Annotated in this window: 24 protein-coding genes and 2 pseudogenes; 14 read left to right on the top strand and 12 right to left on the bottom strand. The window is 70.7% G+C overall.

Annotated features, from left to right (window positions below):
* The first annotated feature begins 33 nt into the window (after positions 1-33).
* The 3 genes from sbnA (at position 34) to HEK131_RS14690 (ending at position 1986) form a co-directional block, all read left to right on the top strand.
* The gene (gene sbnA / locus HEK131_RS14700) at positions 34-1059 is read left to right on the top strand and encodes a 2,3-diaminopropionate biosynthesis protein SbnA (RefSeq protein WP_217464745.1); all 1026 of its coding nucleotides are present in this window, start codon (positions 34-36) and stop codon (positions 1057-1059) included.
* A 130-nt stretch (positions 1060-1189) separates the two neighbouring features.
* Positions 1190-1606 (top strand): phage holin family protein, encoded by a 417-nt coding sequence (locus tag HEK131_RS14695; protein ID WP_244335561.1) that lies wholly within the window; start codon positions 1190-1192, stop codon positions 1604-1606.
* Positions 1603-1986, top strand: coding sequence for a DUF3618 domain-containing protein (locus HEK131_RS14690; protein ID WP_217464747.1), 384 nt, complete (start codon positions 1603-1605; stop codon positions 1984-1986). Before HEK131_RS14695 ends, HEK131_RS14690 begins: the two co-directional genes overlap by 4 nt.
* A 76-nt stretch (positions 1987-2062) precedes the next feature.
* Here the strand turns inward: HEK131_RS14690 and HEK131_RS14685 are convergent, their stop codons facing one another.
* Positions 2063-2764: an SDR family oxidoreductase gene (locus HEK131_RS14685; RefSeq protein WP_244335559.1), complete on the bottom strand. Its 702-nt coding sequence runs from the start codon at positions 2762-2764 to the stop codon at positions 2063-2065.
* A 108-nt stretch (positions 2765-2872) separates the two neighbouring features.
* Between HEK131_RS14685 and HEK131_RS14680 the strand changes: the two genes are divergently transcribed.
* On the top strand, positions 2873-3298 hold the full coding sequence (locus HEK131_RS14680) for an ATP-binding protein (protein WP_217464749.1): 426 nt from the start codon (positions 2873-2875) through the stop codon (positions 3296-3298).
* A gap of 7 nt (positions 3299-3305) precedes the next feature.
* Here the strand turns inward: HEK131_RS14680 and HEK131_RS14675 are convergent, their stop codons facing one another.
* From HEK131_RS14675 to HEK131_RS14665, 3 genes are all read right to left on the bottom strand, one after another.
* Positions 3306-4718 (bottom strand): sugar porter family MFS transporter, encoded by a 1413-nt coding sequence (locus tag HEK131_RS14675; protein ID WP_244335557.1) that lies wholly within the window; start codon positions 4716-4718, stop codon positions 3306-3308.
* An 81-nt stretch (positions 4719-4799) separates the two neighbouring features.
* Positions 4800-5735, bottom strand: coding sequence for a GlxA family transcriptional regulator (locus HEK131_RS14670; RefSeq protein ID WP_244335555.1), 936 nt, complete (start codon positions 5733-5735; stop codon positions 4800-4802).
* A complete protein-coding gene (locus HEK131_RS14665; protein ID WP_244335548.1) occupies positions 5732-6271 on the bottom strand; it encodes an isochorismatase family protein in 540 nt (179 codons plus the stop codon). The genes HEK131_RS14670 and HEK131_RS14665 overlap by 4 nt, the downstream gene beginning before the upstream one ends.
* Positions 6272-6716: 445 nt before the next feature.
* Between HEK131_RS14665 and HEK131_RS14660 the strand changes: the two genes are divergently transcribed.
* The gene (locus HEK131_RS14660) at positions 6717-7169 is read left to right on the top strand and encodes a hypothetical protein (RefSeq protein ID WP_217460636.1); all 453 of its coding nucleotides are present in this window, start codon (positions 6717-6719) and stop codon (positions 7167-7169) included.
* Between the two features lie 66 nt (positions 7170-7235).
* Here the strand turns inward: HEK131_RS14660 and HEK131_RS14655 are convergent, their stop codons facing one another.
* Both HEK131_RS14655 and HEK131_RS14650 read right to left on the bottom strand, forming a co-directional pair.
* A complete protein-coding gene (locus HEK131_RS14655) occupies positions 7236-8447 on the bottom strand; it encodes a beta-1,3-glucanase family protein (RefSeq protein ID WP_217460637.1) in 1212 nt (403 codons plus the stop codon).
* 96 nt (positions 8448-8543) lie between these two features.
* Positions 8544-9413, bottom strand: a pseudogene (locus HEK131_RS14650) (glycoside hydrolase family 16 protein); the annotation flags it as partial.
* A 339-nt stretch (positions 9414-9752) separates the two neighbouring features.
* Here HEK131_RS14650 and HEK131_RS14645 point away from each other — a divergent pair.
* Positions 9753-9836: pseudogene (locus HEK131_RS14645) on the top strand (hypothetical protein); the annotation flags it as partial.
* A gap of 35 nt (positions 9837-9871) precedes the next feature.
* Positions 9872-10000: a hypothetical protein gene (locus tag HEK131_RS30135; RefSeq protein WP_279614293.1), complete on the top strand. Its 129-nt coding sequence runs from the start codon at positions 9872-9874 to the stop codon at positions 9998-10000.
* 276 nt (positions 10001-10276) lie between these two features.
* Here HEK131_RS30135 and HEK131_RS14640 read toward each other — a convergent pair whose 3' ends face one another.
* Both HEK131_RS14640 and HEK131_RS14635 read right to left on the bottom strand, forming a co-directional pair.
* On the bottom strand, positions 10277-10828 hold the full coding sequence (locus HEK131_RS14640) for a DUF3885 domain-containing protein (RefSeq protein ID WP_244335545.1): 552 nt from the start codon (positions 10826-10828) through the stop codon (positions 10277-10279).
* 217 nt (positions 10829-11045) lie between these two features.
* Complete coding sequence (locus tag HEK131_RS14635) at positions 11046-12551, bottom strand: MFS transporter (protein ID WP_244452019.1); 1506 nt, start codon at positions 12549-12551, stop codon at positions 11046-11048.
* A 309-nt stretch (positions 12552-12860) separates the two neighbouring features.
* Here HEK131_RS14635 and mgrA point away from each other — a divergent pair, with 309 nt between their 5' ends.
* The 6 genes from mgrA (at position 12861) to HEK131_RS14605 (ending at position 17443) form a co-directional block, all read left to right on the top strand.
* The gene (gene mgrA / locus HEK131_RS14630) at positions 12861-13907 is read left to right on the top strand and encodes an L-glyceraldehyde 3-phosphate reductase (protein ID WP_217460639.1); all 1047 of its coding nucleotides are present in this window, start codon (positions 12861-12863) and stop codon (positions 13905-13907) included.
* Positions 13908-14086: 179 nt separating this feature from the next.
* A complete protein-coding gene (locus HEK131_RS14625) occupies positions 14087-14572 on the top strand; it encodes a cation:proton antiporter regulatory subunit (RefSeq protein ID WP_161148815.1) in 486 nt (161 codons plus the stop codon).
* Positions 14573-14577: 5 nt separating this feature from the next.
* Entirely contained in the window at positions 14578-15822 is a 1245-nt protein-coding gene (locus HEK131_RS14620; protein WP_244335543.1) for a cation:proton antiporter, read from the top strand.
* A gap of 60 nt (positions 15823-15882) precedes the next feature.
* Positions 15883-16521 carry a DedA family protein gene (locus HEK131_RS14615; RefSeq protein WP_244335541.1) on the top strand — a complete coding sequence of 213 codons (639 nt, stop codon included), beginning with the start codon at positions 15883-15885 and terminating at the stop codon, positions 16519-16521.
* 85 nt (positions 16522-16606) lie between these two features.
* Positions 16607-16780 carry a CsbD family protein gene (locus tag HEK131_RS14610; RefSeq protein ID WP_161150671.1) on the top strand — a complete coding sequence of 58 codons (174 nt, stop codon included), beginning with the start codon at positions 16607-16609 and terminating at the stop codon, positions 16778-16780.
* A 243-nt stretch (positions 16781-17023) separates the two neighbouring features.
* Complete coding sequence (locus HEK131_RS14605; RefSeq protein WP_244335539.1) at positions 17024-17443, top strand: ATP-binding protein; 420 nt, start codon at positions 17024-17026, stop codon at positions 17441-17443.
* Here the strand turns inward: HEK131_RS14605 and HEK131_RS14600 are convergent.
* The 4 genes from HEK131_RS14600 to HEK131_RS14585 all read right to left on the bottom strand — a co-directional run bounded on the left by HEK131_RS14600 (position 17440) and on the right by HEK131_RS14585 (position 21053).
* The gene (locus HEK131_RS14600; RefSeq protein WP_217460643.1) at positions 17440-18462 is read right to left on the bottom strand and encodes an MASE1 domain-containing protein; all 1023 of its coding nucleotides are present in this window, start codon (positions 18460-18462) and stop codon (positions 17440-17442) included. The two genes, HEK131_RS14605 and HEK131_RS14600, sit on opposite strands and share 4 nt — an antisense overlap.
* 48 nt (positions 18463-18510) lie before the next feature.
* Entirely contained in the window at positions 18511-19368 is an 858-nt protein-coding gene (locus HEK131_RS14595; protein ID WP_244335537.1) for a PP2C family protein-serine/threonine phosphatase, read from the bottom strand.
* A gap of 96 nt (positions 19369-19464) precedes the next feature.
* Complete coding sequence (locus HEK131_RS14590) at positions 19465-19785, bottom strand: hypothetical protein (protein ID WP_217460645.1); 321 nt, start codon at positions 19783-19785, stop codon at positions 19465-19467.
* 59 nt (positions 19786-19844) lie between these two features.
* The gene (locus HEK131_RS14585; RefSeq protein ID WP_244335535.1) at positions 19845-21053 is read right to left on the bottom strand and encodes a hypothetical protein; all 1209 of its coding nucleotides are present in this window, start codon (positions 21051-21053) and stop codon (positions 19845-19847) included.
* A gap of 172 nt (positions 21054-21225) precedes the next feature.
* Here HEK131_RS14585 and HEK131_RS14580 point away from each other — a divergent pair, with 172 nt between their 5' ends.
* Positions 21226-22680 (top strand): glyceraldehyde-3-phosphate dehydrogenase, encoded by a 1455-nt coding sequence (locus HEK131_RS14580; protein ID WP_244335533.1) that lies wholly within the window; start codon positions 21226-21228, stop codon positions 22678-22680.
* The last annotated feature ends 24 nt before the right edge of the window (positions 22681-22704 follow it).

The following is a 22704-nucleotide window of genomic DNA, read 5'->3' as shown; positions in this document are numbered from 1 at the left end:
GCGCTGCCCTTCCCCGGCACCAGGAGGCCCATCGTGCCCGTCATATCCGCTCCCCATGACTTCAACGAAGGCCATCTCTTCGTCGACCTCAAGTCGATCCTCGGATGTCCCCTCTACCTGAAGTGCGAGGGCTTCAACTTCGCCGGCTCCATCAAGCTGAAGGCCGCGAACGAGATGGTGGAGGGCGCCGAGCGGGAGGGCATCCTCAAGCCGGACTCCGTCATCGTCGAGTCCTCGTCCGGGAATCTCGGCGTGGCGCTCAGCATGATCGCCGCGAGCAAGGGCTACCAGTTCCTGTGCGTGACGGACTCGCGCTGCAACCTGTCGACCCGGCTGCTGATGGAGGCCCTCGGCAGCCAGGTGCACATCGTGGCCGACCTGGACGAGAACGGCGGGTTCCTGGGCACGCGGATCGAGTACGTCCGCTCGCTGTGCGCCTCCGACGACCGGTACGTGTGGCTCAGTCAGTACACCAACCCCGGCAACTGGCAGGCCCACTACCGCACGACCGCGCAGCAGATCGCCCGTCAGTTCCCCAGCCTGGACGTGCTGTTCGTCGGCACGGGCACCGCGGGGACGCTCATGGGGTGCGCCCGCTACTTCCGCGAATGGCACCGGCCGGTGCGGATCGTCGCGGTGGACAGCGTGGGCTCGGTCGCGTTCGGCGGGGAACCGGGCCGCCGGATGATCCCCGGCCTCGGCATGAGCATGCGGCCGCCGCTGCTCGACGAGTCCTACGTCGACGAGGTCATCCGGGTGGAGGAGGCGGAGACCATCCGCGCCTGCCACCGGATGGCCCGGCGGGGTTTCCTGTTCGGCGGGTCGACGGGCACGGTGGTCAGCGGCGCGGCGAACTGGCTGGCCCGCCACGACACCCGCGACCTGACGGCGGTGGCCATCGCGCCGGACCTCGGCGAGCGCTACCTCGACACCGTCTACCAGACGAACTGGCTGCAGGACCTGTTCGGCGACGAGATCCTCGACCCCACCGGCCCGGCCACCGCCTTCGAGACGGACGAGCCGGCACCCCGCGAGGCGGACCGCTGGCCACAGCCGTGACTCCTGACGCCCCGGCCTCGTCCATGTCGGTGCCCTCCGTGTGAGGGCCCTGTGGAACAGGGCCGGGGCAGGCGTCCCTCCGCGTATGCGGGGCATCCGGACTGCCGGATACGCAGGAGGGGTGATGGTCATGTTCGAACCCGACCGTGAACCGGCACTGGGCCGTGAGGAGCCGGTCGGTGAACTGGTGCAACGCGCCTCGCAGCAGCTCACCGAGCTGGTGCGGGGCGAACTCCGTCTTGCCCAGGCGGAGATGAAGGAGAAGGGCAAGCGCTACGGCAAGGGCGGCTCGCTGTTCGGAGGAGCCGGGCTCACCGGTTTCCTCACGCTCCAGGCCCTGGTGGCCACGGCGATCGCCGGCCTGGCCGTACCGCTTCCGGTCTGGGCCGCCGCGCTCATCGTCACCGGCGTCCTCGGCGCGGTCACGGCGGTCCTCGCCCTGACCGGCAAGAAGGAGGTCGGCATGGCCGCCCCGCCCGCTCCGGAGCAGACCATCGACAGTGTGAAGGCCGATGTGGCCGAGATCAAGGAGAGTGCCAAGCGATGACACAGCAGCCCTTCGAGGAGTCCGCCTCCGCGAGCCCGCAGGAGCTGCGGGAACAGGTCGAGCGGACCCGCCACGAGCTCGGGGAGACCGTGGAGGCGCTGACCGACAAGGCCGACGTCAAGGCGCGTGCCCAGCAGAAGGCGGCCGAGCTCAAGGTGCAGACCGCCGAGACCGCGCAGAAGCTGCGGGAGAAGCTGCCCGACCCGGTCAAGGACAAGGCCGCCACGGCGGCGACGCAGGTGCGGGCCAAGGCCGGGCAGGCCGAGCAGCTCTGGCAGGACCGCGCTCCCGAGCAGGTCCGCGACAAGCGGGGGCTCCTGGTCGCCGGTGCGGTCGCGGTGCTCGCGCTGACGCTGCTGAGCCGCCGGAAGCGGCGCTGACGCGTCCGCGGTGTGAAGCGGGCCCCGGCCGGGCGGAACTCTCCCGGCCAGGGCCCGTTTCGTCGCCCGCGGCGGGTCAGTTGGGCTGCCCCAGCGGCCGTACGACGACGGTGTTGACGTCGACCCCGGCCGGCTGCCGGATCGCCCAGACCACCGAGTCGGCGATCTGGCCGGCGGTCAGCAGCGGCCCCGGCGGCAGGCTGCCGTAGCCGTCCCAGAACGGGGTCTCCACCCGGCCGGGGGCGACCAGGGTCACGCCGATGCCGTACTCGGTGACCTGGCGCCGGGTGTTCTCGGCGAGGCCGGTGACGGCCCACTTGGTCGCCCCGTAGAGGTTGCCCGGGGTGTTCACGAACCCGGCGACGCTGCCGATGAGGACGATCCGGCCGCGGGTCTCCTTGAGCGCGTCGACGGAGGCCCGGACGAGGAGGGCCGGACCGAGGACGTTCGTCAGGACCATCTCGCTCCAGCCCGACGGGTCACCCTCGGCGACGGAGTCGTGCGTGGCGACACCGGCGTTGGCGATGACCGTGTCCAGCCGGCCGTACGTCTCGAGCGTGCGGTCCACGGCGTCCCGGACGTCGTCGTAGGAGGACGCGCTGCCGGGTACGGTCAGCAGTTCCCCGGGCTCGCCCACACTCTCGGCGAACTCCCGGAGCCGGTCCTTGCCGCGTCCGGTGACGGTGACCCGGTGGCCCGCGTCCAGCAGTTGCCGGGCGACGGCCGCGCCGATGCCGCTGCCGCCGCCCGTGATGAGCGCGACCGGAGAGTCGTTCATGGTCATCTCCCTCGATGTTCGTGGACACCGGTGACCCCATCACTTGGAGTGCTCACGAAGTCAACCGCCCGGGCGGGTGCCGGGCCGATCGCGGGGAAGGCGGATGTCATGAACGTGGACGGAACTTCTCCGGGTGAATCCTCTTTGCGAGCCGTGGGATGGGCGCGGTCGTTGCCCGTCAGCAGCGGGGTGAAGGCGGCGCGGGACTGGACGCGCGGGCATGTGGAGACGCTGGGCTGGGCGCGGAGCGCGCCGGAGACCGTGGACGCGGTACTGCTGACCGTGTCCGAGCTGGTCACCAACGCGCATGTCCACGCCCGGGCCACCGCGCAGCTCGTACTGACCTGGGACAGCGAGTGTCTGCATGTCACCGTGCACGACGCCTCGCCGGAGCTGCCCGAGCAGCGCCGGCCGACCAGCGGCTCCACCGGCGGCCGGGGCATGATCCTGGTGGACGCTCTGGCCGACAGTTGGGGGGCCTACCCGTGCCCGCGCGGCAAGGAGGTCACCGCCTGCTTCCGGCCGTCGCGTTGAGGGCCGCTCAGGAGCGGGCGAAGTCCTCCGGCTCGAACTCGTGGTCCTTCAGATGCTGTTCGATGTCCTCGAGGCTGTGGCCGGTGAGTTCCGGCATCTTCCACCACACGAACAGCCAGGCGGCGACGTTGAAGAAGGCGTAGATCCAGAACACCTGGCCCACGCCGAAGGCGCTGATCATGGTGAGCAGGGTGAGGGTGATCAGCAGGTTGGTGCTCCACAGGGTGGCCGACTGCACGCTGGTGGCGGCGGCACGCACCGACAGGGGGTAGATCTCGGACCCGGTGAGCCAGCCCATGAGCTGGAGACCGCCGGCGTTGAAGAACATGAAGGCCAGCAGACAGGCCACGATGGCCGGGATGTAGGCACGGGTGCCGTGGCCGGTGATGTAGAAGCCGCCGAGGACGAACAGGCTGACGGCCGCGCCGGGCACCATCACGAGAGTGAGCCTGCGGCGGCCGACCTTGTCCACGATCCACAGGCCGACGATCATCATCACCAGGTAGACCACACCGAGGGCGACGCTGACCCGGAGCGCGTCGGACCGGGAGAAGCCGTTGTCGGTGAGGATGGTCGGGGCGTAGTAGATGATCATCTCGATGCCGGAGAGCTGCGTGAAGACGGCGATGCCGCAGCCGACGACCAGCGCCGGACGCACCCACGCCTGCCGCAGCCCGCGCCAGCCCTGATGACTCCGGTCGGTGCGCTGCTGACGGCGGGCCAGGGCCGTGATCTCGTCCAGCTCGGAGCGGATGTCGTACCCCTCGGGGCGTACCTCCTTCAGCACCTCCTCCGCCCCCTCCACGTCGCCCTTGCGCAGGATCAGCCACCGGGGGCTCTCGGGCAGCCGCAACTGGCCCAGCAGCATCACCAGCGCCGGTGCGGCGGCCGCGCCGATCGACACCCGCCAGGACACCGCCTCGCTCGCGCCGACGATCGTGGCGATGACGATGCCGACGCCGATGGCGAGCTGGAAGCAGAGCACCAGCCGCCCCCGGATCGACTTGGGAGCCAGCTCGGCCACGTACATCGGCACCGTCTGGGTGGCGCCGCCGACCGCGAACCCCAGCAGTACGCGGGCGAGGGCCAGGCCGACGGCGGAGGGGGCGACCGCGCAGGTCAGACTGCCCGCGATGAACACACAGCAGATCAGCAGAATGGTGCGGTGCCGGCCGAAGCGCTCGCACAGGAGGCTGCAGCTCAGGGAGCCGATGACGGCGCCCAGCAGGATTCCGGCGGCGATGGACTCCTTCATGGTGTTCCCGATGTGGAACTCCTCGGAGATCTGGAGCAGCGCGCCGGAGATGATGCCCGTGTCGTAGCCGTACAGCAGGCCGCTGATCGCGGACACCACGGCCGCCATCAGCATGTGACCGTTCAGGCCCTTGGTGCGGGGCGCCTGGCCCGCGGCTTGCGTCATGGTTCCTCCGAGGCGACGTCGACCGTTCCCGCCGGTCGAAACCGTACGTCGCAAGGGGTCCCGCAGCCCGGACGGCTCGCTTCAGCGGGGCGATTCGGCCGAGTGGCCGGCCGCCTCCCGTCTGAGACGGCGGAGCATACGGGCGTCCTCGAAGCCGACCTCCCGGGCCGCGGACTCGGCGGTCGCGCCATGGCTGACGAGGTGTTCGGCGCGTTCGAGCCGGAGCGCCTGCTGGTAGCGCAGCGGGGTGAGGCCGCCGGTGGCCCTGGTGAACAGCCGGGTCAGGGTACGGGCGCTGACGCCGGCGTGGGCGGCGAGGCGGGCCAGGGGCAGCGGCTCGGCGTAGCGGGTGTCGATGAGGTCCTGGACCCGGTGGGTCGTGTCGTCAAGGTGGCCGCGGTGCCGGAGCATGGCGCTGGCCTGGGGTTCGCCGCCGTTGCGGCGGGCGTAGATCACCATCTCGCGCGCCACCTGGGCGGCGAGGGCGGGGCCGTGTCGTACGGCGAGCAGGTGCAGGGCGAGGTCGATGCCGCTGGCGATGCCGGCCGAGGTGACGACCCGGTCGTCGGTGGTGAACAGGACGTCCTTGACGACGGTCGCCTCCGGGTGGCGGGCGGCCAGTTCGTCCTGGAGCTGGTGGTGGGTGGTGCAGCGGCGGCCGTCGAGCAGCCCGGCGCGGCCGAGGGCCTCGGCTCCGGCGCACACGCTGGCGACGGTGCCGCCGCTGGCGTGGTGGGCGCGCAGCCGGTCGAGGGTGCCGGGGGTGAGCGCGGGGCCGGTGCGCAGGGTGCGGGCGCGCCAGCCGGGTACCACGACGAGGTCGTCGGGGCCGAGGTCGGGCCAGTGGGTGCGGGCGGTCAGCGGGAGTCCCTGGGCACTGAGGACCTGCGGCTGTCCGGCGACGTAGTCGAGGGCGTACGGCTGCCCGAGGTCCGCCGCGGTGGAGAAGACCTGGGCCGGTCCGGCCAGGTCGAGCAGGTGGACCCCGGGCAGCAGGACGAAGACGACGCGGGTCATGCCCGCGCTGGCGCCAGTTCGGCGACGGTGGCGATGCGGGCGAAGCGGTCGCGCAGTACGGCCTGGGTGCGTTCGATGACCGCCTCGGCGCTGAGGTCGCCGATCGGGTCGGTGGCGGTGGCGTCGGCGACGAAGACGACGTCGTACCCGAGGTCGCTGCCGAGCCGGGCGGTGGTCTCCACGCACTGCTCGGTGCGGATGCCGCACACCCACAGCTCCCCCACGCCCGCCTCGGTCAGCAGTTGCTGGAGGTTGGTGGTGGTGAACGCGTTGTGCGAGGTCTTGCGCAGCACCGGCTCGCCGGGCAGCGGCTGCTCCAGCTCCGCCAGCAGGCGGACGTGCCCCAGTTCCGGGTCGAACACGTCACCGCTGCCGGGCTCGGTGTGCAGCACCCAGACCACGAGGTCCCCCTGGTCCCGCGCGGTACGCACCAGCCGGTTCACCGGCTCGGCGATCTCCGGGTTGCTGATCCGCTCCCACAGCGGCCGGGCACGGAAGGACTCCTGGACATCGATGACGATCAGCGCTCTCTTCATGTCCCCCAGTCTGACCTGGCCGGACACCCGCCCGACAGACACGATCGGGGCCACGCCCGGAACGATCCGGTCAGCGGCACACCGGCAATTCCGCTTCCCTTCCCGCCGGGTCCGCCCTCGGGTCCGTCACGTCTCCTCCCCCGCGCCGACGGCGTCAACCGGTCAGCCGGGGAGGCCGGTTGTGAGGCACGGGAGGTGACAGGGGGGCGGGAGTCGTTCACCCGGATTTGCGGAGCAACTTCCGGGTTCACACTGCCGAAACGGTTCGAGGTGCAAAGACCCGCTCGCTCCTGTACACGTACGCCCCTGGTGGAACCCCCGGCGCACCAAATGACCTGATTAACCCTTCAAGGGCGGCTCGCGCCCTCGGCACGATGGATCAAGCCTCCGGGACTGCCGTCGTCCATGGCGACAGCCGGAGTGCGGGACCAGGGGGAATTTCAGCATGAGCTTGCGCAAAGTCCTTGCCGTGACGGCCGCCGCTGTCGCGCTGGCGGGGAGCCAGTTGCTGGCCGGCAGCGCGTCGGCCGCGCCGGCGGCCGGAGTCCAGGGCCAGGTCGACAGCTACCTGGCCGCCCACCCCGGCGAGAAGCAGACCGCCGCAGACAAGGCGACCATGCCCGGTGGCACGGTGACGTTCGCCGCTCCCCGCTCGGCCGCGATCAGCTGCGGCTCCGGGCACCTGTGCATCCAGGACGGGAACGGCAAGCTCTACGACTACTACTACTGCGGCTACTACGACTTCTACGGCATCGGGGACGGCTACTTCAACAACAACCAGTCCAGCGGCACCGTGGCCCGCTTCTACAACGAGAACGGCACCGAGCGGTGGAGCAGCCGGGCGCCGCAGAGCGGGACGGCGTCCTGGACACCGGTCTGGCACATCCGGCCCTGCTGACCGACCGGCAGACGGCACTGCTCCCCGCCTCGGGCCGAGACGGGGAGCAGTGCCGTACGGGGTGGGTCAGAACGACGTCAGCGTCAGGGTGAAGCCCGAGGGGGCCGTGTCCTGGATGAAGGAGGCGAAGTCGGCGACGTCGTCGAAGGCGAAGCCGTACGCCTTGCCGTCCTTGGTGGCCGTGTGGATGGCCTTGGAGTAGTGGTTGGTCAGCTCGCCCTGGTAGAAGGCGGCCGGGTCGGTGCTCGGCTGGGCCGTGTCGGTGAGCAGCGTCGAGCGGTTGAAGCCCGCGCCGAGGACGGCCGCCACGGGGCCGGTGGTGCCGTCGTTCGGGGCGGCGAGGTTGCCGTCGCAGAAGAGGACGTCACGGGTGGAGGGCTTGGCGAAGGACACCGAGGCCGGGCCGTCGAAGGTGAAGCGGTCGCCGCGGACCCGGCCGGTGAACGTGCCGGCGTTCGTGGTGATCTTCAGGTCCTTGCCGGTGAAGGTGGACCACACCTCGTCGATGTACGGGGCGAAGTAGTCCTTGGCGAACAGGCCCGCGTCCAGGCCGTGGCCGGGCGCGATGATCCGCTTGTCGTCCACGACGAGCTTGGAGAACTCCGCGACCTCCTTGACCGCGGCGAACGCGGCCGCGCGGCCGCCGTCGCGGATGCTGCCGGTCGTCTGGTCCTTCTCACCGGTGAGGCGGATGCTCATCGGGACGCTGAACATGTCGACCATCGTGGTGTTGCAGAACATGCCGGAGGCGTTGTACGTGAACTCCGCGCAGTCGTGCAGCACACCGAAGTTCGGGTCGGACTCCACCCAGCCGGCCGGGAACTGCAGGGCCGCGTTGCCGTTGCCGTCGGTGACGGCCTTCATCTTCAGCTTGTCGCCGAGCGAGACGTAGATACGGCCCGACATGAACGGCAGGGACAGCTTGGTCTCGCCGCTGCCCGCCAGCGGTATCGCGTAGTCGGTGAAGCCGTCGGCGCCGTTGTCGGAGACCGCGATGGGCGCGAGGGTGCCGTCCTGCTTGAGGCGGACCTGCTTGCCGTCGACGTTGCCGACCACGTAGACGTTCACGGACCCGTTGTCGAACGAGCCGCTGTTGTTGACGACGGTCACCGGAAGCGAACCCGACGCCGCGCGGGTCTTGTTGCCGCCGCTGTCACCCGGCTGGTCGGCGAGCGCGAAGGGGGCGATGGCGGCCGCCGCGGGGATGGCCACGGCCGCGCCGCCCAGGGCGAACATCAGCTTACGGCGGGTCAGGTTGCGCTGGTGACGAGGCGACATGCGGTGAACTCCTTGCAGTGGGGGACGCACCCGGCCGGAGCCGGGACAACACGGGAAGATGCGGGGGCGGGGTCAGGTCCCGCCCCCTGGGCCTCAGTTCTGGGCGGAGACGTGGACGTAGTCCACGGTCATCGTCTGCGGGAAGGACGTACCGGCGTCGGGGCTGCCGGGCCAGTCACCGCCGACCGCCAGGTTGAGGATGACGAAGAAGGGGTGGTCGTAGACCCACTTGTTGCCGCCCACGTCGGCCGGGGTGCGGGTCTGGTAGTTCTGGCCGTCGACCGACCAGGTGATGCCGGACGGGCTCCAGTCGACCGCGAAGGTGTGGAAGTCGTCGGCGAACGGCCTGCCGTCGGGGAGGTTGTACGCGGCTCCGAGGCCGCCCGCGCCGGAGTAACCGGGACCGTGGATGGTGCCGTGGACGGTGGCGGGCTCCTTGCCGACGTTCTCCATGATGTCGATCTCGCCGCTGCCCGGCCAGCCCGTGCTGCCGAGGTCGTCGCCCAGCATCCAGAAGGCGGGCCAGATGCCCTGGCCGCGCGGGATCTTGATGCGGGCCTCGAAGCGGCCGTACTTCTGCGTGAAGGTCTTCGCGGTGTTCAGCCGTGCGGAGGTGAACTGACAGGGCCCGTTCCAGCAGTTCAGGTTGGGGTCGGTGTTCTTGCGGGCGGTGATGACCAGATTGCCGTTGCCGTCGAGGGCGGCGTTGTCGGTGCTGTTCGTGTAGTACTGCAGCTCGTGGTTGCCGTTGCCTCCGCCGCCCGTCTCCAGGGTCCAGCGGGAGCTGTCGGGCGCGCTGCCCGCGGCGCCGTCGAAGTCGTCGGACCAACTGAGCGCCGCCGGGGCGGCGTCGGCGCGGTGGACGCCGAGTCCGGTGGTGTTGATGAGCACGCCCGCGGCGAGCGCGGCGGCGCTCCCGCAGACGAGACCGCGGACGGACCAGCGACGTAAACGATGACCAGCCATGACCAGAACACACCCTGTTCTCTGTGGGGGGGGGGACGTACGGGGCACGCCCTCGACCGTGGGGGAAGGGACGAGCGCCGAAGGAGCACACCGCACACACCGGACCTTGGGTCTGAGAGCGCTCTCACACGAACGGCGAGCACCTCCGGCAAGCCCCGACCATACGCCGCGCCCCCAGCGGCTCCAACCACCCCGACAACCCGTCAAAACGCCCATGAGCAGCGGGTATCTGAACAAACAACAGCCTCGTCCAGCGATGTTTAATCCTCGATTAACCTCCCCTTAAGTCCCGGCCGAGGGTGCTGGGCCTCCGGTGAGCGAGGAAGGATCGCGTACGTGATGAGCGGTGCACAGCGGGTGTCCGAGCGGGTGGTCGTCGTCGGTGCCGGAGTGGTGGGTGCATCGGTCGCGTGCCCTCTGACCCGGCCGGGCCATGACGACGTGGTGGTGCTCGACGCGTGGAGCTACGCGGCTCGACGGGACCGGCCCCCGGCTTCGTGGGACAGCTCAGCGCCAGTGCGGAGTTGAGCGCGCCGGCCCAGGACAGCGTCGCCCGGTACGGCGCGCTGCCCCGGCAGGTCGGCTAGCTGGAGGTGGCCACCGGCCCGGAACGGCTGGAGCGGGCGTACCACGACGTGGAGCACGGGGCCCGACTCGGGCTGGCGGCGCGCGTGCTGGGTCCGGCCGAGGCCGCCGGGCGATCACCCACGCGAGCGGCGTCGGCCGCCGGCTCACCACATGCCGCTGGACACCGGCGACCTCCTCGTGGACCCCGCCCGCCTGGCCCCGACCGCTTCGCGTGGGCCTTGGTCGCGATGTCCGCGGCCGCCGTCGCGAACCGGTCGGCCTCGGCGTCTGCCCCGTCAGAGACCCGACGGGTGACCGGAGAGCCAGTCGGCATGCCGGTCGCGCGTTCGATCCCGTTCCGCAGGCGTGGCGAGGAAGACGTCCGCGCCGCCGTCATAGGGGTGGTAAATGCGCCGCGCCTGAGTGTCGGTGACGAGGACTCCTCCTACCTTGTCGTCGGCGATGTCACGAAGCAGCTCGTCGAGGCAGCCGTGCCGCCAGGGCCGGAGGGCGGCGAAGAGGTGGCAGTAGGTGCGGAAATCCGGGTCGGGGTCGTCCTCCACCAGCAGGCTCTGCCAGTGGTCGGCGTCTGGGCGGGACGGCGGGACCTCGGCCTCGGTCGCCCAGACCGGGGTGATCACATAGACGTCCTCGCCGGCGAACAGCTCATCGAGGACGGTGTTGTACCGCTCAAGGACGACCGCGTATTCGCTCTCGCCCTCCGCGTACCGCTTCGACCCAGGCAGGCTGTGGAAGCGCACCCAGCGATCCCGGTACGGGTCGCGGAGCTTGTGACCGACCGGAGGGCAGTCGGGCCAGTGCCGCTGCCACAACTCGGTCAAGACCATCTGTGCGCCCCCGGACATCCGCCGCACCCGTCCTCTCATGTCAGCCCCCGCCGAGGACCATCATGTCCGGAACTCGCCCACCAGCGGCAACAGCCCCTGGATGAGGGCGTCGGGCAGCGGGTCGCCACGCTCCCGGTGTGCCGGACGACCCCTCTCCGCACGCCAAGACCCCCCGCGGCCACAAAGGCCACGAGGGGTCTCCCGGTGTCTCGGGGGTCTAGCCCCGGTCCGCCGCAGGGCGGTCCTTCGCCAGGGCGTACAGCTCCTTGGAGGTGGTGATCAGCTCACGCCGCTCCTCCTGGGAGCCGACCATCGGCTGGGAGCCGCGCAGGGGAACCTGGGCGCTCTCGGGGAGGAACTTCACCGTGATCAGACCGATGACGCCGGCCAGCATCAGGTAGTAAGCGGGCATCAGGTCGTCCCCGGTGATGTCCACCAGCGCGGCGGTCACCAGCGGGGTCGTACCACCGAAGGCGGCGACCGCGAAGTTGAAGCCGATGCCCATGGCCGCGTAGCGGACGGCGGTCGGGAACAGGGCCGGCAGCGTGGCCGCGCTCGGCGCGGCGAAGAAGGCCAGCAGGGTGGACAGGATCAGCACGCCGAGGATCGGCGCCCAGGTGCCCTCCGCCTTGATCAGCAGGAACGCCGGGATCGCCAGCACGATCATCGCGGCGGCGGCCCAGCCGTACAGCGGGCGCCTGCCGACGCGGTCGCTGAGCCGGCCGAGGAAGGTGATCAGGATGACGATCCACACCATGCCGATGAGTACCAGCACATCGGCCGAACTGCTCGACCGGTGCAGGGTCTCGGTCTGGTAGGTCGGCAGATACCCCGTGACCATGTAGTTGGTGACGTTGTACAGCAGCACCAGGCCCATGCAGATGAGCAGCGCGGCCCAGTGGTTCTTGATGATGTCCTTGAACTCACTGCCCGCCGACTCCTGCGCCAGGCTCTTCTCGTGCTCGTCCAGTTGCTGCTGGAAGGCCGGGGACTCCTCGAGTTTCAGCCGCATGTAGAGGCCGATCACACCGAGCGGGCCCGCGACCAGGAACGGGATACGCCAGCCCCAGGAGAGCATCTCGGCGTCCGACAGCAGCAGGTTCAGCACGGTGACCAGGGCGGAGCCGAGCGCGTAGCCGACGAAGGTGCCGAAGTCGAGCCAACTGGAGAGGAAGCCGCGCCGCCGGTCGGGTGAGTACTCGGCGACGAAGGTGGTCGCGCCGCCGTACTCTCCGCCGGTGGAGAAGCCCTGCACCATACGGGCGACCAGCAGCAGGATGGGTGCCGCGATGCCGATGGTGGAGTAGCCGGGGATCACGCCGATGGCGAAGGTGCCGATGGCCATCATGATCATGGTGGTGGCCAGTACCTTCTGCCGGCCGAGCCGGTCGCCGAGCGGTCCGAAGACCAGTCCGCCCAGCGGGCGCACCACGAAGGCGGCGGCGAAGGTGGCGAAGGACGAGATCACCTGGGCGCCCGGCGACGCGCCGGGGAAGAACACCTTGCCCAGGGTGGCGGCCAGATAGCTGTAGACACCGAAGTCGAACCACTCCATGCAGTTGCCGAGCGCCGACGCGCCGACGGCCCGCTTGAGCAGCGGGGATTCGACCACCTGGACGTCGTCCTTGCGGAAGGCGCCCCGATTGCGCCTCAGTCTGCTGGTCAGTTCCTCGCGGACCTGGTGGGGCAGGTCCGTCACGGCCTTGGATGCCTTCGCCTTCATGCCGGAGGGCCGCTCTCCGTCGGACAGAGCATCGCTCACTGCCGCTCCTTTCGCCGTCGGTTCACCGGATGCGCTCATTTCCGGCCGCACCGGGCATCAGCCCCGTGTCCCATCCTGCTGCCCAACACCCCACACGTCACACCGGCCACGTGCACATGGGCGAATGCCGAGGTCAGCGGCGGGGTGATTCAGAAACACGACAGCTCAATGCCATGACGGACGACGGTTGGACTTCGCCGTGCCGAGGGCGCAGGGTGGATCAGCCCCGTTTCCGGGGGCACCCCTACGGCATCACCCGGAGATCACCCGATGAACCACGTCGCGGACCCCGCTCGTTACGACGGCACCATGCGCTACCGGCGCACCGGCCGCTCGGGGCTCGACCTGCCCCTGCTATCGCTGGGCTACTGGCACAACTTCGGCGACGACCGGCCCTTCGAGAACCAGCGCGAGATCGCGCTGCGCGCCTTCGACCTGGGGATCACGCACCACGACCTGGCGAACAACTACGGCCCGCCGTACGGCTCGGCGGAGATCAACTTCGGCCGGCTGATGAAGCAGGACCTCGCGCCCTACCGGGACGAGCTGGTGGTCTCCACCAAGGCGGGCTGGGACATGTGGCCCGGCCCCTACGGCCAGGGCGGCGGCTCGCGCAAGTATGTGCTCGCCTCCCTGGACCAGTCGCTGAAGCGTATGGGCCTGGACTATGTGGACATCTTCTACTCCCACCGGCTGGACGCGAGCACGCCGCTGGAGGAGACGATGGGCGCGCTCGACACCGCCGTACGCCAGGGCAAGGCGCTCTACGTCGGCATCTCCTCCTACGACGCCGAGCGCACCCGGCAGGCCGCAGCCATCCTGCGCGAGCTGGGCACTCCGATGCTGATCCACCAGCCGTCGTACAACATGCTCAACCGCTGGATCGAGACCGAGGGCCTGCTGGACGTGGCCGAGGAGGAGGGGTTCGGCGTCATCGGCTTCACGGCGCTGGCCCAGGGCCTGCTGACCGGTCGCTACCTGGACGGCGTGCCGCAGGACTCGCGCGCGGCCGCGGGCAAGTCGTTCGACCAGTCCTGGCTGACCGAGGACATGCGCGGCCGGCTGCGCGCCCTGAACGACATCGCGGCCCGGCGCGGCCAGAGCCTGGCCCAGATGGCGCTGGCCTGGGCGCTGCGCGACGAGCGGGTGACCTCGCTGGTGATCGGCGCCTCGCGCACCGAGCAACTGGAGCAGAACGTCGCGGCCCTGGAGAACCTGGAGTTCAGCGCCGAGGAGCTGGCCGAGATCGACAAGTACGCCACGGACGGTGGGGTCGACCTCTGGCGCGACGCCCGGCAGGGCAACCTCGGCGGCTGACCAAGCGGTGGCGAACGGGGCATGGATGACGCTCCGTGACATGTACTGCTGAAAACACCTTAATAAGTCCGGCATAACCTCCCTGACCAGACAAAATCTCCGTGTGGCCATGCACCGTCAAGCTAGGGTGTCGGTAATGGTTGCACCAAGAAACAGTCAAAAGAGTCAGGGGGGTTGCCATGGGCACCGCACGCACGAGTAGGACGCCGTTGCCGGGCATCGGCGTCCGGTACGACCTCACCACCCGCGAACACCGCCGGCTGTCGGTGGTGGCCCACCGCGACGGTTCACGGACGCTGAGCGCCTACCGCGAGGACGACCCCGACGCGTGCGCACTGTCGGTGCAGTTGACCGGCGGCGAGGCGGACGCGCTCGCGGGGGCGCTCAAGCCGACGCACCAGAGCCCCAGCCTGCTCTCCACGACCGAGCTGGGCCTGGTGGCCGAACGCGTCTCGCTGTCCTCCACCTCGCACTGGAACGGACGGCTCCTCGGGGACACCCGGATGCGCACCGAGACCGGCGTGTCGATCGTGGCCGTGCTCCGCCGTGCCGACGCCATCCCCTCCCCCGGTCCGGGCTTCCGGCTCGCGGGCGGTGACACGCTCATCGTGATCGGCACCCGCGAGGGCGTCGACGCGGCCGCCGCCATCCTCGGCAGGGAGTGATCCGGATGCATTCCTCCGCGGTCTTCCTCATCGAGTTCGGCGCCATCATCCTGGCCCTCGGCCTGCTCGGCCGGCTCGCCGCCCGGCTCAGCTTCTCCCCCATCCCGCTGTATCTGCTCGCCGGTCTGGCCTTCGGCGAGGGCGGGCTGCTGCCGCTGGGAGCCAGCGAGGAGTTCGTGGCGATCGGCGCCGAGATCGGCGTGATCCTGCTGCTGCTCATGCTGGGCCTGGAGTACACCGCCGGTGACCTCGTCTCCAACCTGAAGACGCAGTACCCGGCCGGCCTGGTGGACTTCGCGCTCAACGCGGTGCCGGGCGCGGTGATGGCGCTGCTGCTGGGCTGGGGCCCCATCGCCGCCGTGGTGCTCGCGGGCATCACCTGGATCTCCTCCTCCGGCGTCATCGCCAAGGTCCTCGGCGACCTGGGCCGGATCGGCAACCGGGAGACCCCGGTGATCCTCAGCATCCTGGTGCTGGAGGACCTGTCGATGGCGGTCTACCTTCCCCTGGTCACCGCCCTGCTGGCCGGTACGGGCTTCGTCGCGGGCGGCATCACGCTCGCCATCGCGCTCGGCGTGGCCGGTCTGGTGCTGCTGCTGGCGGTGCGCTTCGGGCGGGTCATCTCCCGCTTCGTCTCCAGCGACGACCCGGAGAAGCTGCTGCTGGTGGTGCTGGGGCTGACCCTGCTGGTGGCCGGGCTCGCCCAGCAGCTCCAGGTATCGGCGGCCGTCGGCGCCTTCCTGGTGGGCATCGCGCTGTCCGGCGAGGTCGCCGAGGGCGCGCACAATCTGCTGGCGCCGCTGCGGGACCTGTTCGCGGCCGTGTTCTTCGTGTTCTTCGGCCTGCACACCGACCCGGCGAGCATCCCGCCGGTGCTGCTGCCGGCGCTGGCCCTGGCGGTCGTCACCGCGCTCACCAAGATCGCCACCGGCTACTGGGCGGCGCGGCGCGCGGGTGTCTCGGTGCGGGGCCGCTGGCGGGCCGGCGGCACACTGGTGGCGCGCGGCGAGTTCTCGGTGGTCATCGCCGGTCTCGCGGTCACCTCGGGCATCGAGCCCCGGCTGGGCCCGCTGGCCACGGCGTACGTGCTGATTCTGGTGGTCGTCGGGCCGCTGACCGCCCGCTACACCGACCAGGTCGCCATGGGGATCACCAAGTGGCGCCGCGCCCGCACCACGCCGGCCCTGCCCGCCGAGGAGCCGGCCGCCCCGGCGACGGTGCGCGACCAGGACGCGGTCGGCCGCCCCTGAGGCCGTCCTTACCGCAGGTCACGACGGGGGCGGGGGTGCGGCGCGGCGTACGGTGATGCCATGCCGCCTCCCCTGCCCGGCCCGCTGGCGCCGCTCGCCCCGCTGCTCGGCCAGTACGGCTACTGGGCCGTCGGCGCGGTCGTCTTCCTGGAGGACTTCGGGGTGCCCGCGCCGGGCGAGACGATCCTGCTGGCCGCCGGGGTCTACGCCGGTGCGGGCGAGCTCGACATCGTCGCCGTGGCGGCCATCGCGTTCGCGGCGGCGGTGATCGGCGACAACGTGGGATACGTGATCGGCCGCACCGGCGGCCGGGCGTTCGTGGAGCGCTGGGGCAAGTACATCCTGCTGACCCCGAAGCGCTTCGAGGCGGCGGAGGCGTTCTTCCAGCGGCACGGCGGCAAGATCGTCACGGTGGCGCGCTTCGTGGAGGGGCTGCGCCAGGCGAACGGGATCATCGCGGGCACCACGGGCATGGCCTGGCACCGCTTCCTCGCCTTCAACGCGCTCGGCGCGGCCCTGTGGGTGGGTCTGTGGTCGGCCCTGGCCTATCTCGCGGGCAGTCACATCACGACGGTGTACGACGAGATCGTCCGCTATCAGCGTTACGCGCTCATCGCCGCCGGATTGCTGGTCGCGGCCTTGATCGTCCGGCATGTGGTGCGGCGCAGGCGGGCACGCGGGACCGAAGCCGGTTCATGAATTTCGGCTTTTCCGGTTTGGGCGGCGGTCAGGGGGATATCCGGATGTCGACCACGCACCGATAACGTTGGGATGTGAATACCCCATGGCTGGTGACCAGAAGGGCAAGGCCAAGGCGGAGCAGCTCAAGGGCAAGGTCAAGGAGACCATGGGCAAGGCCGTCGGCAACGAGCAGATGGAGGCCGAGGGGCGCGCCGGAGGAGCGAAGGGCGATGCCCGCGAGGCCAAGGAAAAGGCCAAGGACGTCTTCAAACACTGAGTCGGTGCGTTTCCGTACCGGGCGGGCCCGCAAATCCATTTCGTGGATTTCCGGGCCCGCCGCTTTGTGCCGGGGATTTTTCGCGTACGCCCTCACGCGTCCGGGGGATTCACGAACCGGCGCCCCTTGATCGGCGCACCAGTGGGTAGCCGGTGCAGAGAAGGGACGATCCTCCGCGATCGCACGAAAGGGCCTGAACCGGCCACCACGGGAGAAGGGCGATTCCGCATGGACCTCCCCCTCATGGCAGACGCACCGACGCGGACCACCTCGGTTCCATCGCCTTACAGCCGTGACTGGGACGCCGACACCGCGTCCCTCCCCGATGCCCGGACCGCGGTCGCCGACCTGCTCTCACGGGTCCGCCCCACACCGGCCTCGCACACGGTGCAGGACGCCCAGTTGGTCGCCAGCGAGCTGGTCACCAACGCGCTCAAGCACGCGCCCGGGCCGTTCACCCTGCTTCTGGAGGTGGTGCCGGACCCGGCGGGGCTGCGGATCAGCGTCACGGACGCCTCGCCCGAGCCGCCCCGGCACCGGCCGCCGGACCCCGAGCGGGTGGGCGGCCACGGACTGCGTCTGGTGAACCTGCTCTGCGGCGCCCTGGAGGTCACTCCCCTGGGCCGGGGCAAGCGGGTGACCGCGACCGTCGCACTGGACTAACGGCCGGGCGGGCGCGCGTCGTCGCCCGGTCTCAGCAGGGGGTCGGCGTCCTCGGGCGCGGGGCGGGGCGGCGGGGCCTCGCCCGCGGTGAGGTGTTCCAGCACCTCGACCAGTTCCTCGCACGCCTGCTCCACCGAGCGCCGGGTGTGCCGCTGCTCGGTGATCACCGCGGACAGCAGCAGCGCGGTCAGCGCCATGGTGCCGTTGAAACCCTGGAGCTTGGCCATGATCTCGACGCGGCTCAGCCCGCGGAAGGCGCCGGTCCCGTCGTTGGCCGCGAGCGCGGCCAACACGGAGGTGGCCAGCGCGCAGAGCATGCTGCCGACCAGCTCGAAGCGCAGGGCGCCCCAGATGATCAGCGGGTACACCAGGAACAGCAGGCTGAAGTCGCTGAACACGGCGGGCGGAATGACGCAGGCGGCGACCAGCGCCAGCGCCGCGGCCTCCCACCGGCGCGGCGTGGGCAGGAATCCGCGGGCGTGGCTCAGCAGCAGCAGGAGCGGGGTGACGAGCAGGACGCCCATGGCGTCGCCCACCCACCAGGCGAGCCACACCGTCCAGAAGGTGTGCGCCGGCATCCGGTCGGTGACGACGAGGAGGGCGACGCCCAGGGTCGAGCTGATCAGCATGGCCCCCAGTGCACCCGGGAACACCAGGGCGAGCCCGTCGCGCAGCCGCCCGAGGTCGGTGCGGAACCCGGCCCGGCGCATCAAGATCACCGCGACCACCGGGGCCAGGGTGTTGCCGACGAGGTAGCCGAGCGAGTAGAGCACCGGCGTGTCCAGCGACAGGACGATGAAGTACGCGCCGAGGGTGACGCCGGGCCAGTACCGCACCCCGAGGATGAGCAGCGCGGCGACGGCGACTCCGGTCGGCGGCCAGATGGGGGTGACGACCGCGCCGTCGACGGTGAGCTTGCACAGCAGGCCGAGCCGACCGGCCGCGAAGTAGCAGACCGCGACGGCCAGGACCAGGGCGGCATGGCCGCCCGGCCGACGCGCTTCTGGGAAGGCCACCACCCGGCAACTCTCACACCGGTCGGGCGGCCGCGGCGAGGCGAACGGCGCCTATGGCCTAACGCGGGGCTGGGCGGGCGGTGGCGGGGTGTGCGGGCCGTCGTGGCCGACGACGAGGACGGCCGCGTCGTCGTCGTGGCCCACGTTGTCGGCGCCCTTGATCACGGCCGCGGCGAGCGCGTGCACCTTCAGGCCGGCGACGGCGGCGATGCCCGCGAGGCGGACCACCTGGGCGAGGCCGTCCTCGACGTGCAGCGAGGGGCCTTCCACCACGCCGTCGGTGAGCAGCACGAAGACGCCGCCGGTGGAGAGCCGGTGGCGGGTGACGCGGTACTCCATGCCGGGCTGGATGCCCAGGGGCGGGCCGCCCATGTCGTGGACGACGCCGGACTTGCCGTCGGCCGTGGCCCAGACGAACGGGATGTGCCCGGCCCGCGCGCTCTCCAGCACGCCCGTGACGGGGTCGAGCCGGAGGAAGGTGCAGGTGGCGAAGAGATCGCTGCCGAGGGTGAGCAGCAGGTCGTTGGTGCGGGCGAGGAGTTCGCCGGGTTCGCTGGTGACGGAGGCCAGCGCGCGCAGCGCGGCCCGGACCTGGCCCATGAAGGCGGCGGCCTCGATGTTGTGCCCCTGGACGTCGCCGATGGTCAGGCCGATCTTGCCGTCCGGCATGGCGAAGGCGTCGTACCAGTCGCCGCCGACGTTCAGGCCCTGGTTGGCGGGGGCGTAGCGCACCGCGAGATGGAGGCCGGGCCTGCTGGGCAGGTCGCGCGGGAGCATGCCCCGCTGGAGGGCGATGGCCAGCTCGACCTGGCTGCGCTGCTGTTCCGCGCGCTCACGCGCCTGGGCGGTGAGCGAGCCGAGTCTGGCCAGCAGCTCGTCACCTTCGTCCGTGGAGCGCTTGCGGAACATCGTTCACTTCCGGTGGGCGGTGAACCTGGCGGGCCGTTGTCCGGATTTTACCTTTTCCGGCGCATCCGGCGTCCTGAGCCGGCCCGCCATGGCCCGTCAGCGCACCTGGGAGTCGATGCCGGTGATCACGGCGGGCCCGAGCGGCGCGGTGTTCTCGTCCAGTCCGGCCGTCCGCAGGGCGTCGTCGGCGAGACGGCGGGCCTCCTGCTCGGCGTGCTTGTTGCTGTCGGCCTCCACGGTGAGGTGCAGGGTGAAGGTGCCGTCGTCGTTGACGTTGAGGGTGTCGAGGTCCTCGGCGCTGCCCAGGTCGGTGCCGTGCGGGTCGGCGGGCCGCAGGGCGCGGCCGAGCCGTGCGCGGGTGTCGGCCTCGATGTCCGCGGTGAAGGTGCCCGGCACGGTGATCACGTAGGTCGTCATGGTCGTCCTTTCCTCGAAGCCCCCGCCTACCCGCTTTCCCGGTCTTCGCACCGGTGCCTTCACAGCGGCGAGTGGACGAGCACCGTCACGTAGGCGCCGTACAGCACGGAGACGAGGGCCAGGGCGCCGCCGACGAGGAGGGCCGCGGCGGGGCGGGTGCGCCAGGTGCGGGTGAGGGCGAGGGCGGCCGGGATGAGGAGCGGGAAGGCCGGCAGCAGGAAGCGCGGCTTGGAGGAGAAGGAGCCCGAGCCGAAGATCACCAGCAGGACCAGGACGCCGGTGAAGACCACGAGGGCCAGTGGGGGTCGCTCCAGGCAGAGCAGCGCGAACAGCAGCAGGCCGACCAGGACGATGGCGAGGGCGACGGGATAGATGACCTGGCCGCCGTGGGCGAGGAGCGCGCGGACGAAGCGGGCGGCTCCGGCACCGAAGTCGACGCGGGAGCCCCAGGCGCCCTGTACCGCGAAGTAGCCGCCCGTCAGGTCGCCGGTGCACCGGCCGACCCAGAGGACGTAGCCGAGCCAGCCGAGCGGGGCGATCGCGGCGCCCGCCCACACGCCGGGGGTGACCTGTCCGCGCCGTAGCCAGATCTGCTGTGCGGCGGCTGCGATGACGGCGACGGCCACGGCGAAGCCGGTGGGCCGGGCGAGCCCCGCCGCCAGGGCGAGGGAGCCGGCCCAGAGCCAGCGGCTTCTGAGCACGCTGTACAGGGACCAGGCGGCCAGGGCCGCGAAGAGGGACTCGGTGTAGGCGATGGTCAGTTCCACCGCGTGCGGCAGCACGGCCCACAGCGCGACCAGGGCGGTGGCGGTGGCGCGGCCGTACAGGCGGTGGCCGATCAGGTAGACGCCGTACGCGGCGACGGCGGCGGCCGTCCAGGCGATCAGCATGGCCGCCGCCGCGAGGCTGAGCGGGAGGACGAGGGTGGTGGCGCGGACGAGCGCGGGATAGAGCGGGAAGAACGCCCAGTCGCTCTGCACTCCCCCGGTGGGGGTGATCCAGATGAGGCGGCCGTAGCCGTGGGCGGCGATGTTCAGGTACCAGCGCGAGTCCCAGGAGTGGGCGAGGCTGCGCACCAGGGGGCGGTCGGCCAGTGCGTTGGTGGCGATCACGGCGGCGATGCCCGCCGCGCGGACCGCGGCGAACAGCGCGAGGGCGAGGAGGGCACCGTGCGGTGCGCGGTGGCGGACCATCCGGGGCAGCGCGCGACGGCGCGGGGGACGGGCGGGGGCGGCCGCTCCGGGCCGGGGGGCGGAAGACGTGATCACGCTCCGACCATGGTCACGGAGCGTGTGCGGTGCAATGCGGGCGCAGGGTGTCGCGCGCTCTTCCACCCTGATTCAGGAACGACGCTTCGACGGACCCCCTGACAGGGGGCTCTGGTGATCAAAGTAGGGTGTGCCTACCATATGAGCGCCGCCTAGCTCGAAAGATAGATCTGTGACTGTCAATGACGACTCGTTCACGAACTGGAAGCACCGCGAGGAGATCGCGGAGTCGATGATCCCGATCATCGGGAAGCTGCACCGCGAGCGGGACGTGACCGTCCTGCTGCACAGCCGCTCCCTGGTGAACAAGTCGGTGGTCAGCATCCTCAAGACCCACCGCTTCGCCCGGCAGATCGCGGGCGCGGAGCTGTCGGTCACCGAGACGATGCCGTTCCTGAAGGCGCTGACCGCCCTCGACCTCGGCCCTTCCCAGATCGATCTCGGCATGCTGGCCGCCACCTACAAGGCCGACGACCGGGGACTGAGCGTCGCGGAGTTCACCGCCGAGGCGGTCGCCGGGGCCACGGGCGACGAGAAGATCGAGCGCCGCGAGCCGCGTGACGTCGTGCTCTACGGCTTCGGCCGCATCGGCCGGCTGGTCGCCCGGCTGCTGATCGAGAAGGCCGGGTCGGGCAACGGCCTGCGGCTGCGTGCCGTCGTCGTCCGCGGCGGTGGCGCCAAGTCCGCCGGTGACCTGGTCAAGCGGGCCTCGCTGCTGCGCCGCGACTCGATCCACGGCCAGTTCCAGGGCACCATCACGGTGGACGAGGACAACAGCACGATCATCGCCAACGGCAACGAGATCAAGGTGATCTACGCCGCCGACCCGTCGTCCGTGGACTACACCGAGTACGGCATCCACAACGCCATCCTCATCGACAACACCGGCAACTGGCGTGACCGCGCGGGCCTGTCGCAGCATCTGCGGCCCGGCATCGACAAGGTCGTCCTGACCGCGCCCGGCAAGGGCGACGTGCCGAACATCGTGCACGGCGTCAACCACGACACGATCAAGCCGGACGAGCAGATCCTGTCCTGCGCGTCCTGCACCACCAACGCGATCGTCCCGCCGCTGAAGGCGATGGACGACGAGTACGGGGTGCTGCGCGGCCACGTGGAGACGGTCCACTCGTTCACCAACGACCAGAACCTGCTGGACAATTACCACAAGGCCGAGCGCCGGGGCCGGTCCGCGCCGCTCAACATGGTGATCACCGAGACCGGTGCCGCGTCCGCCGTGTCGAAGGCGCTGCCGGACCTGAAGGCGCCGATCACCGGCAGCTCCATCCGGGTGCCGGTGCCGGACGTCTCGATCGCCATCCTCAACCTCCGGCTCGGCCGCGAGACCACCCGCGAAGAGGTGCACGACTACCTGCGCGAGGTGTCGCTGACCTCCCCGCTCAAGCGCCAGATCGACTTCACCACGGCGCCCGACGCGGTCTCCAGCGACTTCATAGGCTCCCGCAACGCCTCGATCGTCGACGGCGGCGCCCTGAAGGTCGACGGCGACAACGCGATCCTCTACCTCTGGTACGACAACGAGTTCGGCTACTCCTGCCAGGTCGTCCGCGTCGTCCAGCACGTCTCGGGCGTGGAATACCCCACGTACCCGGCGCCGGAGGTCTGACAGACCCGCTCGCCGCATCAGCAC

Origin of the sequence: Streptomyces seoulensis (genome assembly GCF_022846655.1) — a bacterium.
Taxonomy (GTDB): domain Bacteria; phylum Actinomycetota; class Actinomycetes; order Streptomycetales; family Streptomycetaceae; genus Streptomyces.
This window is presented reverse-complemented; position numbering and strand designations above follow the sequence as displayed.

Bases quoted from the DNA above. Each gene is read 5' to 3' on its own strand.
- HEK131_RS14695 (WP_244335561.1), top strand. From the start codon at position 1,190: ATGTTCGAACCCGACCGTGAACCGGCACTGGGCCGTGAGGAGCCGGTC.
- HEK131_RS14690 (WP_217464747.1), top strand. From the start codon at position 1,603: ATGACACAGCAGCCCTTCGAGGAGTCCGCCTCCGCGAGCCCGCAGGAG.
- HEK131_RS14685 (WP_244335559.1), bottom strand. From the start codon at position 2,764: ATGAACGACTCTCCGGTCGCGCTCATCACGGGCGGCGGCAGCGGCATC.
- HEK131_RS14680 (WP_217464749.1), top strand. From the start codon at position 2,873: ATGAACGTGGACGGAACTTCTCCGGGTGAATCCTCTTTGCGAGCCGTG.
- HEK131_RS14675 (WP_244335557.1), bottom strand. From the start codon at position 4,718: ATGACGCAAGCCGCGGGCCAGGCGCCCCGCACCAAGGGCCTGAACGGT.
- HEK131_RS14670 (WP_244335555.1), bottom strand. From the start codon at position 5,735: ATGACCCGCGTCGTCTTCGTCCTGCTGCCCGGGGTCCACCTGCTCGAC.
- HEK131_RS14665 (WP_244335548.1), bottom strand. From the start codon at position 6,271: ATGAAGAGAGCGCTGATCGTCATCGATGTCCAGGAGTCCTTCCGTGCC.
- HEK131_RS14660 (WP_217460636.1), top strand. From the start codon at position 6,717: ATGAGCTTGCGCAAAGTCCTTGCCGTGACGGCCGCCGCTGTCGCGCTG.
- HEK131_RS14655 (WP_217460637.1), bottom strand. From the start codon at position 8,447: ATGTCGCCTCGTCACCAGCGCAACCTGACCCGCCGTAAGCTGATGTTC.
- HEK131_RS14640 (WP_244335545.1), bottom strand. From the start codon at position 10,828: ATGGTCTTGACCGAGTTGTGGCAGCGGCACTGGCCCGACTGCCCTCCG.
- HEK131_RS14635 (WP_244452019.1), bottom strand. From the start codon at position 12,551: ATGAAGGCGAAGGCATCCAAGGCCGTGACGGACCTGCCCCACCAGGTC.
- mgrA (WP_217460639.1), top strand. From the start codon at position 12,861: ATGAACCACGTCGCGGACCCCGCTCGTTACGACGGCACCATGCGCTAC.
- HEK131_RS14625 (WP_161148815.1), top strand. From the start codon at position 14,087: ATGGGCACCGCACGCACGAGTAGGACGCCGTTGCCGGGCATCGGCGTC.
- HEK131_RS14620 (WP_244335543.1), top strand. From the start codon at position 14,578: ATGCATTCCTCCGCGGTCTTCCTCATCGAGTTCGGCGCCATCATCCTG.
- HEK131_RS14615 (WP_244335541.1), top strand. From the start codon at position 15,883: ATGCCGCCTCCCCTGCCCGGCCCGCTGGCGCCGCTCGCCCCGCTGCTC.
- HEK131_RS14610 (WP_161150671.1), top strand. From the start codon at position 16,607: ATGGCTGGTGACCAGAAGGGCAAGGCCAAGGCGGAGCAGCTCAAGGGC.
- HEK131_RS14605 (WP_244335539.1), top strand. From the start codon at position 17,024: ATGGCAGACGCACCGACGCGGACCACCTCGGTTCCATCGCCTTACAGC.
- HEK131_RS14595 (WP_244335537.1), bottom strand. From the start codon at position 19,368: ATGTTCCGCAAGCGCTCCACGGACGAAGGTGACGAGCTGCTGGCCAGA.
- HEK131_RS14590 (WP_217460645.1), bottom strand. From the start codon at position 19,785: ATGACGACCTACGTGATCACCGTGCCGGGCACCTTCACCGCGGACATC.